The following is an 11,935-nucleotide window of genomic DNA, read 5'->3' as shown; positions in this document are numbered from 1 at the left end:
CATAAAAAAAACCAGATCCTAGGATCTGGTTTTTTGTGAATCGATTCTTATCAAACCAATTAATGCGGATGTCGCTTAGCGGGCGATTAGCCTTCTAAGTTACCGCAAAAACGATAGCCTTCACCGTGAATAGTCGCGATGATTTCTGGCGTATCTGGCAAGCTTTCGAAATGCTTACGGATACGACGGATAGTCACGTCTACAGTACGATCGTGTGGCTTAAGTTCACGGCCAGTCATTTTCATCAGTAGATCGGCACGAGTCAAAATTTTGCCTGGGTTTTCAACAAAGTGCAGCATAGCGCGGAACTCGCTACGTGGCAGTTTGTAAGATTCACCCTGTGGGCTCACTAATGAACGGCTGTTGATCTCTAAGCTCCAATCATTGAAGCGGTAGTATTCTACTGAGCTCTTTTCTTCGACTTCAGCGCCAGCGCTGTTGACACGAGTCAGAAGGTTACGAGCACGAATCGTTAATTCACGTGGGTTGAACGGCTTGGTAATATAATCGTCCGCGCCAATTTCAAGTCCAAGAATTTTGTCGACTTCGTTGTCACGACCTGTCAGGAAGATAAGACCGATGTTGTTGATTTCACGTAGTTCACGTGCCAACAATAGACCATTCTTACCTGGCAAGTTAATGTCCATAACGACCAAGTTAATTTTGTTTTCCTGCATAGCCTTATGCATTTCTGCGCCATCATTGGCCTCAGTTACCACATACCCTTCTGCCTCGAAAATACTTCTCAGCGTGTTACGGGTAACGGCTTCATCTTCAACGATCAGAATGTGCGGATTTTGCATATTATTTACCTAAATTTTAATCAGTTTATACTAACCAATAAGAGCAACTTACTTCGGGCTCTTATATTCATAAAAGCGTTGATACTTCCTTGAACTGCTTTGTGCTCAAAAGGAAAATCTTTACGGTGACATCTATATCTGGATGTAGATTAAGTGCACGTTTAAGTGTAATACGAGAAAACGTAATCAGTACCAACTTCGATAAGCAATAGTTAGAATAAGTTCCTTAACTATTGTTTTTTTAAATGTTTAAAAGACAAATCAAATGTAGAACAGATTTTAAACAGATGCCCGGTCAGTTCACGTTACTTTAAGCGATATATGTAACAAACTGTATTGAACGATAAGCATCTTGCTCAATCTGTTTCAACTCACCAGTACGTACATTGTACTCGTTTTAGTCATTTGTTAACAAATGAAATGTTAACAAATTTTAGGTGAGCAGGGGTTTTTACCATGATATTTACTTTAGCTATTGATTAGTATAACTAATGTATTTCTTATTCCTGTGAGCCAGTTCACGCCTCTTTGGATTTTACAATCACTCTGCTACACTAGCTTGGGTTCATTTTTCGACTAGACTACCAATGGACAATACGACTCAAAATTTGTGGCAATGTTACCAAGCGCCGTTGTTTTTGCTGACTCAAGCATTATCCTGTGATTTTTCCTTTGCTGTTATTACCGCTCATAATCCCGCTTCAAAGCTTCTCTCTCCTAGCCAAAACCGTTTACTCGATCGCCAACTTCTCCGTGAAATTGAATTACTCGGTAGCCCTTATCGTGCTTTAGTGGGCGCAGCACCGGATTTATCCCACATGGAAAAAAGTTGGGCCGTGTTTATCGATAGAACGATGGCATTGCAATTGGGTAAGAAATTTAATCAATATGCGATTTATGTTGTCGAACAAGGGGATGTGAGCTTAGTGCCTTGCACCTTGGATGGACATGATGAAGTGTGTTTAGGTAAATTTAGAGATTATGTGCAGCTGGTATACGAGCTACCCGATTTGAACACTTAGTTGTTTTCAAAAGATTTTATTTAAATTGTTCATTTGTTATGAAATTAGCATTGACTTCATTAGGGGTTTATTGCTACTTTTTTCGTCCCTTTCCTAGGAAAGGAACAGAAGAGGAGCGTTAACTAGGTAGTCGGTCAGAGGAGCACAAACTCCAGCGATGACTGATGAGGGAGATTAACGCCGAGGCATAGATATGGTTGCTGCATGTTTATGTCGGTCGCTCAGGCTGAATCCTGACGATTGTCACCTGTAATTGGTGGAGAGCTTCTGGTGACGATTGCTGTTTCCCTTCTTTTGGGGTGCGTTATCATTGAGCACCAGGCTCTTCGAACGAAGTCAGTTCGGAGTGTGATCATGTTAGTTATTCAATATCTTATTCAATCTGCATTTATTTGTTGCCCTACGTGTTTCACGGAGGTGCGCTAATGTCCCTCGTTGTTGCAAAATTTGGTGGCACCTCAGTCGCCGACTATAACGCTATGAATCGCTGTGCCGATATAGTGTTAGCTAATCCTCATTGTCGTTTAGTCGTGGTCAGCGCTTCGAGCGGCGTGACGAATCTACTAGTGGAATTGACCCAAGAATCGATCAACGACGATGGCCGATTACAGCGATTAAAACAAATTGCCCAAATTCAATATGCGATTTTAGATAAGCTCGGTCGTCCTAACGATGTGGCCGCCGCATTAGATAAATTATTGAGTCGTATGTCGGTATTGAGTGAAGCGCTTGCATCACAACGCAGCAAAGCGACCATGGATGAGTTGTTGTCCCTCGGTGAGCAATGTTCTTCAGCGTTGTTTTCGGCGGTGATCCGTGAGAAAGGTGTCAACTCAAGTGCCTTTGATGTGCGCCGAGTGTTACGTACTGACAGCCACTTTGGCCGCGCCGAACCTCAGGTCGAGCAGATTGCGACTCTAGCTCGTGATTATCTACAGCCACTGTTAGCGGAACAAGTGATTGTCACGCAAGGCTTTATCGGTGCCGATGACGCCGGTCAAACGACCACGTTAGGTCGCGGCGGTAGTGATTATTCTGCTGCGTTGTTAGCCGAAGCGCTACGCGCCTCAGCGGTCGAAATTTGGACCGATGTCGCTGGGATTTATACAACCGATCCGCGCCTTGCGCCCAATGCTTTTCCGATTGCCGAGATCAGTTTCAATGAAGCCGCCGAGATGGCGACCTTTGGTGCCAAGGTATTGCATCCTGCGACTATTCTTCCTGCCGTTCGTCAGCAAATTCAAGTGTTTGTGGGTTCAAGTAAAGAGCCTGAAAAAGGCGGGACTTGGATCCGTCATCAAGTGGAAGATGCGCCCGTATTCCGTGCTGTGGCTTTGCGCCGCGATCAAACCCTGTTAAATCTTCACAGCTTGCAAATGCTGCATGCGCAGGGCTTTTTAGCGGAAACCTTTGCGACATTAGCGCGACATAAGATCAGTGTGGATTTGATTACCACATCAGAAGTGAATGTGTCTCTAACCCTCGATAAAACCGGTTCAGATTCAAGTGGTCAAGGTCTGTTGAGTGAGGCATTGCTGCAAGAATTATCACAGCATTGTCGTGTGCGAGTTGAAGATGGATTGGCCTTAGTGGCGATTATCGGTAATCGTATTGCGACGACGCCGGGTATTTGTCGCCGTGTATTTGAAGTGTTAGAACCACACAATGTTCGGATGATTTGCCAAGGTGCCAGCCCACATAATCTGTGTGTGTTAGTGGCCGAATCGGAAGCGGCGCAAGTGGTTAAATCGCTGCATCAAAATCTGTTCGAAGGCGTTTAGTATGTTGCCGACAACATCGTCTCTGCAAATCGGGGAGCTTGCCGCAGGGCAAGCACTTACTTTGCCTATCTACCATTTCAAACCGAGTGACGATAAGGCGACTGGCCCCAAAGTGTATATTCAGGCCAATGTCCACGGTGCTGAAGTTCAAGGTAATGCGGTGATTTATCAGTTGATGAAGCAGCTTGAACACTGTGACATCCGCGGCGAAATCACCTTAGTGCCATTGGCCAATCCACTCGGGATCAACCAAAAAAGTGGTGAGTTTACCCTTGGCCGATTTGATCCTATTACAGGCGCGAACTGGAATCGTGAGTATTTGAATCATGCAATCGATTTGCCGACTTGGTATGGGGAACATGCCAAGCTGAGTGATAGCGAACTGATCCAAGCCTATCGCAGTACTTTGGTTGAAGCTTGTCAGCAAAAATTGCGTCATGAATGGGGCATTACTACTGGCCATCGGCTCGCGGTTAATCTGCAGATTATGGCCCACAGCGCGGATATAGTGCTCGATCTACATACAGGTCCTAAATCCTGTAAGCACTTGTATTGTCCTGAATATGACTTAGCTGCTGCGCAGTTTTTGTCGATCCCTTATACGCTCATTATCCCCAATGCCTTTGGTGGCGCCATGGATGAGGCGGCGTTTTGTCCTTGGTGGCAATTGAGTGATTTTGCAAAATCTCAAGGGCGCGATTTAGGGGTTGCAGTGTCAGCGTTAACCTTAGAATTGGCGAGTCAAGAGCGTGTCTGTCTTGAGGATGCGTTGGTTGATGCTCAAGGGATTTTGGCGTATTTAAGCCACCGAGGCGTAATAGCTGAAACCGTTGCGCCTGCTAAAATGTCGCGCTTTGGTTGTTACCTTAAAGACTATAAAAAGTATCACGCGCCAAGTTCTGGCTTAGTGGAATACCTTGCACCTGTGGGTGAGCCATTGGCTGCGGGGCAGCCCTTAGTGAATTTGCTGCGAATGGATTTATACGGTACGGCGGATGAGCTAAAAACGGTCAGTTTGCCGCAGGACTGCGTGCCGATTTTGCACTTTGCTTCGGCGTCAGTGCACCAAGGAACTGAGCTTTATAAAGTGATGACCAATGTGTTTGAGTTGCCAACGACATAATCGCCCGCTTAGAGCATAAGCATTAGCTCATAACATTCAGCTTATAAGAATGAACGAAAACAACGCCAATCCTAATTGATTGGCTTTGTTGTGTTAAGGTGGCTATAACCACTTAAATCGATAAAACAGCGCCATTTGCAGGGCGACGAGTGAGATTAATATGCCGCAGAAGGTGGCGAAGGCCCAAGTGTTGTCCGCGCCCGGTATCCCGCCAATATTGACCCCAAGTAAGCCTGTTAAAAAGCCCAACGGTAAGAAGATTGCTGACACTAAGGATAAGAAGTATAAGCGTTTGTTGAGTTGCTCCGACTGCTGACTGAGTAATTCTTCTTGAGTCACATTGGCTCTATCGCGCAGGGCATCGAGATCTTCAATGGTGCGGATAAGTTTATCGTTTGTTTCCCTTAGCTTGAGTCGCTCAGTATCTTTAAATAGGCTGAATTGCTCGGAAATCATTTTCGAGAATGCTTCGCGCTGTGGGGCTAAATAGCGGCGAATGGCTACAGTTTGACGGCGCAGTTCGGCGATATCGGTACGTAAATCTTTCACATTGCCTGAGACGACTAGTTCTTCTAAATCAGAGAGCTGTTCTTCCAATTTATCAATAAACTCGACTTTACGATTGGTCAGTCGCTCGCAGATTGCGACGATAAAGTCCCCCGTAGTTGTAGGCCCATTTCCCTCAAGGATCAACTCGGCGACATCTTTGACCGACTGTAACTCGCGATCGCAGGTGGAAATGATCCGCTGTTTATCGGCATAGATACGCACAGCCACCATGTCTTCGGGAGCAGAATTGGGGTTGAGGTTAACGCCGCGTAATGCGAGTAATATGCCTTCACCTGTAATCACAGCGCGGGGACGAGTGTCTTGGGCGAGTAGGGCATCACTTTCGACCTTAGGCAGACCGCTATTGAGTATCCAGTGGCGTGCCTTTTTATTGCGATAGCGAAGGTGTAACCAGAGTAGGCCATCCTGAGGATCCCATTTTTCGATCTGTTCTAGGCTCAAGGTGGAACCCGCTTGGGCGCCGCTGAGCACTAAACTGTAGATAAACCCTTCGTGCATATCGCATTCCATTTAACTTTCAAAATCATCCAAACAAACTAACTGATTTTGTCATGAAAATGAAGTCAGTACTTATGCTTAACGACATGAGAAAAACGTAAATTGACATAAATTTGATGTGCTGAGGGATGCAAGCAACTTAGCCAAGGATAGGTTAAAATTAGCATTAGTAGGCTTAGATCAAAGAGACAATAAAATGGAATACGAATTTCGGCGTAACAGTTTAACTGGCACTTTTTTGGCTAGCTTTAGCATGGATCATGAAGTGCTTGGGCAATGGTTTACGGAAGAATTAGGGACTGAGTTAGCTAAAATTCAGCAAGTGTTGGGTGTGATAAAAGAAATTCAAGCCGATAAACGAGGTTCATGGCGTCTTGTTGGTAATGATTTTACCTTAGAGTTAGAGCGTGAACAGGCCCGAGTCTTTGCCAATGCCTTAGGTTTTGAGCAAGAATATGAATTGGAAGAGGCTATGTCACTCTATGATGCTGAGTCAGAAGCTTATTGTGGCCTAGAGGATTTTGAGCTGGCGCTATTGAGTTGGCAGCAATTTATTGAGAAAGGTTTGTAATCATTTATTTAATCTCTATTTGATAAAAACATAAAGGCAATCATGGGATTGCCTTTATTGTTTTCGCGATACCAAGCTCATTTTCGTATCTTTAATTATTAAGGTAGCGCACCGCCATTTCGGTTCTCGATTTAGCATTGGCTTTACGCAGTAGGTTTTTCACGTGCACTTTAACTGTGCCCTCACTAATGTGTAAATGCTCTGAAATCATGCGATTACTTAAGCCTTCCGCCAGTTGCTGTAGAATTTGCAGCTCCCTTGGGGTTAGGCTCGAAATCCATTCTTGTTCATCGGTCGCATCTTTAAGTTCGTAAAGGTATTCTTCGACTTCATCGCTGATCACCCTGTGGCCAAGCATGGCATTTTTGAGTTTTTCGAGCAGCAAATCTGGCTCAGTATCTTTGAGCAAATAGCCGTCGGCTCCAGCACGAAGTAAACGGATAACATCCTGTTTTGCATCGGAAACGGTGAGAATTACTATGCGTGAGGTAACACCTTCTTGGCGCATGGCGTTGAGGGTATCTAGGCCTGTCATGCCTTTCATATTCAGATCGAGCAATATGATGTCGGGTTCATCGGTGACCACTGCGGTTAATGCGTCTAAACCACTACCGGCTTCGCCAAATAGGCTGAAGTCAGGATCTGAAGCGATGAGCTGGCAGATGCCTTTGCGCAAGAGGGGATGGTCATCGACCACCAGTACGGAATAAGGTTTACCCATTTGAAGGCTCCTGTTGAGATGGGAAAATAAGCGTCACTCTAGTGCCACTTGACCCTTTGCTGTGGTGCACAAGGTTTAATGGGCTGTTAGGTTTGAGTGCGTCGTCTTGTGCATTGCATCCTTGCTCAGTCGTGGTTGTCATAGCAGGTTTAAATTTCTTTAAATCATTGTCGCTGAACACGACTTTACCTGAAAGCTTACTGGCTCGTTCATGCATTATACCTATGCCAAAATGTTGATCTCGTTCTTTTAAATGTCCAATACCTATGCCGTTATCACAAACATCAATATTGACCATACCCTCGTCATCCTTATAGCAATGGATGTTAATGAGGCTGGCCTCAGCGTGTTTGATGGCGTTTAACGTCGCTTCTCGCGTGATCTGCAGTATGTGGATGTGTTGCTTTGCCTCTAGCCATTGTGGCGCAAGTTTATAGTCTAAGGTTATCTTTATATTCGTCTTTGTCCTGAGTTGCTCAAGCATAGCCTCTAAAGCACTTTTTAGATCGGGTTCTTTAATTGTGAGCCTAAAGGTGGATAGTAACTCCCTGAGCTGCACGTAGGCAGTGCTTACACCTTCGTTGATTTCGGTTAGCTGCGCCTCAACGATTGGACTGCGGCAACTGCAATCTAAGTTTTTGCGTAATAAGCTAATTTGGATTTTTAGGAAAGATAGCACTTGACCTAAAGAGTCGTGCAGCTCTCGGGCAATTACGCCACGTTCCTCCATTAGCGCCAGTTGCTGTCTTTGCTCTGTGGCATTGTGGATCACGATTGAGCGCGTCAGCATAATTGCGAAATTGTTAAACAAGGCGATATTGGGTGTTTGAGCGGCAATTAACTCTAAATAGCCTAAATTAGCCTGCTCAAATTGCAGTGGAAAACGGGTGCTCTCTTGAGTCATATCTGGCCAGCCGCCATCGGCCTCAATCACTTCAAGCTCTTGCTCGGGATACTGGATAATGAGTCTTAGGTAGTCGAGTGATTCATAGCCTTTTAACTGATTCAGCGCCGCCTTGAGCGCCTTATAATCGAGTTTATTCGCGTTTAATGTCAGTAGGTTATCATATAAGAATGCCAGCTCGTTGTTGGCCCTTGTCAGCGCTAAGGTTTTTTCTGCTACCTGCGATTCTAAGTTGCCATAAAGCGTCGCGAGTTCCTTCGCCGTTTTTTGTAGGGCATGGGTCAGCGCTGTAAGTTCAATGTATTCGGTCTCGGGCATTTCAATTTCAAAATTACCTTTAGAAATGGTATTCGCCGACTCCATCAGTTTTTGCAGTGGGATCACCACTTTCTTCTTTGTAAAACGCACGGCCACAAAAGCGATAATGAGCATGACGCCTAAGCCTAATATTTGGCTGGCGGCAAGGAGCCTGAGTTTAAAGGCGGCGTAGTGCTCCATCTCTAGCACCAGTAAATCTATGGTATCAACAAAGTCCTTCAGTGAGGCGACATAATCGCGGGAGTTTTCTTGTTCTATGTAGTGTTTCATCACCAGCCATTTATCGATGACAAGCTGATATTGAGCGGCAATTTCTGGCGGACTAAACCAACTTTCCGAGGGCTTTAACGTGTCGGAATAGAGCGTATTTTCGAATTCGGTGATTTTATCCTGCGCAGCATCGCTGCCTGAGTTGGCGTAAAACATTAACCGATAGCTTTGCATCCTCAGCGACCCTGAGGCATTAATCGCCTTGGCGTCGCCTAAGCTGTAGGACAAATTGATGATAGCAAAAGTCGATAAACTACTAGAGAGCAGAATAAGTACTAACATTAATCCTAAGATTTTTGAGGTTAGACTACCTCGTTTCATTAATCCGCTGTTCATTTTGATGGCCGCTGTTATGGCACTTTGCAGTGGTTTTTACATTAGAAAATAATGTAATACATTAACAAAAGTATAGAAATGTGAACAACAACACCTTTACATTTTGATCTAGCGCAAACTTCAACCTAGATACCCCCTAAGAGGTATATTTTTAGCAGGGTTAAATCACTAAGTTTGACCATGGAGATGTCGTGATTTACAACAATAATGCAACACGGAGATGAGATGATGAAGAAGATGACAGGTAAGTCCTTTGCACTGAGTGCACTGGTTGCCGCCAGCTTCATGGCTGCGGGCGCAATGGCGAGTGATAAAACAGAGCCTCGCAACGAAGTTTATAAAGATAAATTTAAGAATCAATACAGTAGCTGGCATGATACCGCTAAAAGTGAAGAACTAGTGGATGCACTTGCACAAGATCCTAATATGGTGATCTTATGGGCGGGTTATGGTTTTGCTAAAGATTATAATGCACCACGCGGCCACATGTATGCGGTAACTGACGTGCGCAACACGCTACGTACAGGTGCACCCGCTAATGCGGAAGATGGTCCTATGCCGATGGCATGTTGGAGCTGTAAGAGCCCTGACGTACCTCGCTTGATTGAAGAGCAAGGCGAAGATGGTTACTTCAAAGGTAAGTGGTCAAAGGGTGGCCCTGAAGTGACAAATACCATTGGTTGTGGTGATTGCCATGAAAAAAGCTCTCCAAAGTTACGTATTTCACGCCCTTATGCAGACCGTGCTTTTGAAGCTATAGGTACACCTTTTAGCAAAGCGTCTAAACAAGATAAAGAATCAATGGTATGTGCTCAGTGCCACGTTGAGTATTATTTTGAGAAAACTGACGACAAAAAGAATTTTGTTAAATTCCCTTGGGATATGGGTACAACAGTTGAAAAAATGGAAGTCTACTATGACTCAATCCAATTTTCTGATTGGACACACGCCCTTTCTAAGACACCAATGTTAAAAGCCCAGCATCCAGAGTATGAAACTTGGAAAATGGGTATTCACGGCATGAATAATGTAAGTTGCGTTGACTGTCACATGCCAAAAGTGACCAGTGCTGAAGGTAAGAAGTTTACTGATCATAAAGTGGGCAATCCATTCGACCGTTTTGAAGAAACCTGTGCAACTTGCCATAGCCAGACTAAAGAGTTTTTGGTTGGCGTGACTAATGAGCGTAAAGCCAAAGTTAAAGAAATGAAGTTGAAAGCGGAAGAGCAATTAGTCAAAGCACACTTTGAAGCAGAGGCTGCGTGGAAAGCTGGCGCCACTGAAGAAGAAATGAAACCCATACTGACAGATATCCGCCACTCACAATGGCGTTGGGATTTAGCGATTGCTTCCCATGGTGTTGCAGCTCACGCACCGGATGAAGCATTGCGTATTCTGGGAACTTCGGTAAGTAAAGCTGCTGATGCTCGTGTGAAGTTAGCGCAATTACTCGGTAAAAAAGGCATCACAGATCCTGTTGCGATTCCTGATATCTCTACCAAAGCTAAGGCACAAGCAGCATTAGGTATGGACATGGATAAAATGAATGCAGAGAAAGAAGCATTTAAGAAAGACATGTTACCTAAGTGGGATGAAGAAGCGAAAAAACGCGAAGCCACTTATAAGTAGGTTTTAATCAATCGTGGTTGAGTTTTCGATATGAGCTAACCCCTCATGCAAACAAAAGCCCTCGCTGACTCAGCGGGGGCTTTTTTATGGAAAAAATATCGAGTAATGTCAGGCGTTGATCATGCTGGCCGAGTGAATACCACGGGCTAAATCGCTATTTGATCAGTTTTAATAACGCCCTAAATCGCTCGCCTTGGGCTTGATGTTGTAATTCAAATAATAGCGATTCCACGTTAGTTAATAGGGCGCCCCTGGCCGTCATCATTTGGATCCCAAGTTGTTTATTCTCAGCACTGCGTGACGATACGCAATCGGCGACTAAATGCACCGAATATTGCTGCTCGATAAGGTCACAACAGGTTTGGTAAACACACACATGGGTTTCAATACCCGCGACTATGACGTGTTTGCGATTCGTCTTAGTTAATGCCTTTGCAAACGCGTCACAGTGCCAGCCGCTAAAATGCTGCTTAGCAATGGGTGAGCTGGTTTTCGCAAGTAAGGTTTGCAGCTCAGTGCTAGTTGCTCCGAGTTTATCGGGTAGTTGTTCTAACCACAGTATTGGAATTTCAAATAATTGTGCGCCTTGGATTAAGGTCTGTAGTTGTTGATGCAGCTTGTCACTGTTATCCATGATTTGTGCAAGTTTTCCTTGCACATCGACGATAACGAGAACACATTCTTCTGGTTTTAACATCGGGCCTTCCTTCTGCGCTTGATGATTGTCTTAGTGATGATCTTCGCTTTTGTCTAAGAGCTTGTGTTGTGATGCTCAGATTTCATCTCGATTTACGCTTCCCCCAGTAGACCCTAATTTAACCTTGTTACCAATAGGCCTAAGGTCGAATAGCTGTCGCACTTAAACTGCTCACTAAAAGAGTGCATCGCACCAGTCAGTGCTCGATTATGGTGCGTTTTTAACCTTAAAAAATAGTGTTAAACAATTTAAATCATTAATAATCAATAGATTAAATTGTTGGCCTAATGATTGAATTACATTTGATACAAGTTAATAACAATCGCGTTTTTTTGGAGGTCAGAATGAAACTAGTCAGCGCTATCATCAAGCCGTTTAAGTTGGATGATGTCCGTGAAGCTATCGCCGGAATTGGTATTGAGGGCATGACGGTGACCGAAGTGAAAGGTTTTGGCCGTCAGAAAGGGCATACAGAGTTGTATCGCGGCGCCGAGTATCAGGTGGATTTTTTGCCAAAAGTAAAACTAGAAATTGCCACTAAGGCTGAAAATCTCGACATGTTAATTGAGGCCATTACCACTGCGGCCCATACGGGGAAAATTGGTGACGGTAAGATCTTCGTCGTTGATTTAGAACATGCTATCCGTATCCGTACGGGTGAACTTGATACTGAAGCGCTATAAGGGGCTGAC

Annotated in this window: 11 protein-coding genes and 1 riboswitch; of the genes, 6 read left to right on the top strand and 5 right to left on the bottom strand. The window is 44.5% G+C overall.

Annotation, left to right across the window (positions count from 1 at the left end; translation table 11 throughout):
* Positions 1 to 86 precede the first annotated feature (86 nt).
* On the bottom strand, positions 87 to 803 hold the full coding sequence (gene arcA, locus L5L98_RS07515) for a two-component system response regulator ArcA (RefSeq protein ID WP_006080127.1): 717 nt from the start codon (positions 801 to 803) through the stop codon (positions 87 to 89).
* A gap of 587 nt (positions 804 to 1,390) precedes the next feature.
* Between arcA and L5L98_RS07510 the strand changes: the two genes are divergently transcribed.
* The 3 genes from L5L98_RS07510 to L5L98_RS07500 all read left to right on the top strand — a co-directional run bounded on the left by L5L98_RS07510 (position 1,391) and on the right by L5L98_RS07500 (position 4,729).
* Positions 1,391 to 1,825: a DUF3293 domain-containing protein gene (locus L5L98_RS07510; protein ID WP_168824631.1), complete on the top strand. Its 435-nt coding sequence runs from the start codon at positions 1,391 to 1,393 to the stop codon at positions 1,823 to 1,825.
* Between the two features lie 100 nt (positions 1,826 to 1,925).
* Positions 1,926 to 2,100: riboswitch (Lysine riboswitch) on the top strand.
* Between the two features lie 150 nt (positions 2,101 to 2,250).
* Positions 2,251 to 3,606, top strand: a complete 1,356-nt coding sequence (gene lysC, locus L5L98_RS07505; protein ID WP_263139718.1) for a lysine-sensitive aspartokinase 3 — start codon at positions 2,251 to 2,253, stop codon at positions 3,604 to 3,606.
* A 1-nt stretch (position 3,607) separates the two neighbouring features.
* The gene (locus L5L98_RS07500; protein ID WP_263139716.1) at positions 3,608 to 4,729 is read left to right on the top strand and encodes a succinylglutamate desuccinylase/aspartoacylase family protein; all 1,122 of its coding nucleotides are present in this window, start codon (positions 3,608 to 3,610) and stop codon (positions 4,727 to 4,729) included.
* Between the two features lie 102 nt (positions 4,730 to 4,831).
* Here L5L98_RS07500 and L5L98_RS07495 read toward each other — a convergent pair whose 3' ends face one another.
* Positions 4,832 to 5,797: a zinc transporter ZntB gene (locus L5L98_RS07495; protein ID WP_131525184.1), complete on the bottom strand. Its 966-nt coding sequence runs from the start codon at positions 5,795 to 5,797 to the stop codon at positions 4,832 to 4,834.
* Positions 5,798 to 5,993: 196 nt separating this feature from the next.
* Here L5L98_RS07495 and L5L98_RS07490 point away from each other — a divergent pair, with 196 nt between their 5' ends.
* On the top strand, positions 5,994 to 6,368 hold the full coding sequence (locus tag L5L98_RS07490; protein ID WP_263139714.1) for a YacL family protein: 375 nt from the start codon (positions 5,994 to 5,996) through the stop codon (positions 6,366 to 6,368).
* Between the two features lie 91 nt (positions 6,369 to 6,459).
* Here the strand turns inward: L5L98_RS07490 and L5L98_RS07485 are convergent, their stop codons facing one another.
* Complete coding sequence (locus tag L5L98_RS07485) at positions 6,460 to 7,089, bottom strand: response regulator (RefSeq protein ID WP_105250232.1); 630 nt, start codon at positions 7,087 to 7,089, stop codon at positions 6,460 to 6,462.
* Complete coding sequence (gene narQ / locus L5L98_RS07480) at positions 7,082 to 8,917, bottom strand: nitrate/nitrite two-component system sensor histidine kinase NarQ (protein WP_263139712.1); 1,836 nt, start codon at positions 8,915 to 8,917, stop codon at positions 7,082 to 7,084. Before narQ ends, L5L98_RS07485 begins: the two co-directional genes overlap by 8 nt.
* A 225-nt stretch (positions 8,918 to 9,142) precedes the next feature.
* Between narQ and nrfA the strand changes: the two genes are divergently transcribed.
* Positions 9,143 to 10,546: an ammonia-forming nitrite reductase cytochrome c552 subunit gene (gene nrfA / locus L5L98_RS07475; RefSeq protein WP_263139711.1), complete on the top strand. Its 1,404-nt coding sequence runs from the start codon at positions 9,143 to 9,145 to the stop codon at positions 10,544 to 10,546.
* A 154-nt stretch (positions 10,547 to 10,700) separates the two neighbouring features.
* Here the strand turns inward: nrfA and L5L98_RS07470 are convergent, their stop codons facing one another.
* Complete coding sequence (locus tag L5L98_RS07470) at positions 10,701 to 11,243, bottom strand: hydrolase (RefSeq protein ID WP_263139709.1); 543 nt, start codon at positions 11,241 to 11,243, stop codon at positions 10,701 to 10,703.
* Between the two features lie 344 nt (positions 11,244 to 11,587).
* Here L5L98_RS07470 and L5L98_RS07465 point away from each other — a divergent pair, with 344 nt between their 5' ends.
* A complete protein-coding gene (locus tag L5L98_RS07465) occupies positions 11,588 to 11,926 on the top strand; it encodes a P-II family nitrogen regulator (protein WP_028761800.1) in 339 nt (112 codons plus the stop codon).
* Positions 11,927 to 11,935: the final 9 nt, after the last annotated feature.

The sequence above is a fragment of the Shewanella sp. SM23 genome (genome assembly GCF_025654295.1).
Classification (GTDB): domain Bacteria; phylum Pseudomonadota; class Gammaproteobacteria; order Enterobacterales; family Shewanellaceae; genus Shewanella; species Shewanella oncorhynchi.
Note: the sequence above shows the minus strand (reverse complement) of the source record. Positions and strands in the feature narration are given on the sequence as shown.

Coding starts and splice junctions, on each gene's coding strand:
- L5L98_RS07490 (WP_263139714.1), top strand. CDS start 5,994: ATGGAATACGAATTTCGGCGTAACAGTTTAACTGGCACTTTTTTGGCT.
- nrfA (WP_263139711.1), top strand. CDS start 9,143: ATGATGAAGAAGATGACAGGTAAGTCCTTTGCACTGAGTGCACTGGTT.
- lysC (WP_263139718.1), top strand. CDS start 2,251: ATGTCCCTCGTTGTTGCAAAATTTGGTGGCACCTCAGTCGCCGACTAT.
- L5L98_RS07510 (WP_168824631.1), top strand. CDS start 1,391: ATGGACAATACGACTCAAAATTTGTGGCAATGTTACCAAGCGCCGTTG.
- narQ (WP_263139712.1), bottom strand. CDS start 8,917: ATGAACAGCGGATTAATGAAACGAGGTAGTCTAACCTCAAAAATCTTA.
- L5L98_RS07485 (WP_105250232.1), bottom strand. CDS start 7,089: ATGGGTAAACCTTATTCCGTACTGGTGGTCGATGACCATCCCCTCTTG.
- L5L98_RS07465 (WP_028761800.1), top strand. CDS start 11,588: ATGAAACTAGTCAGCGCTATCATCAAGCCGTTTAAGTTGGATGATGTC.
- L5L98_RS07500 (WP_263139716.1), top strand. CDS start 3,608: ATGTTGCCGACAACATCGTCTCTGCAAATCGGGGAGCTTGCCGCAGGG.
- L5L98_RS07470 (WP_263139709.1), bottom strand. CDS start 11,243: ATGTTAAAACCAGAAGAATGTGTTCTCGTTATCGTCGATGTGCAAGGA.
- L5L98_RS07495 (WP_131525184.1), bottom strand. CDS start 5,797: ATGCACGAAGGGTTTATCTACAGTTTAGTGCTCAGCGGCGCCCAAGCG.
- arcA (WP_006080127.1), bottom strand. CDS start 803: ATGCAAAATCCGCACATTCTGATCGTTGAAGATGAAGCCGTTACCCGT.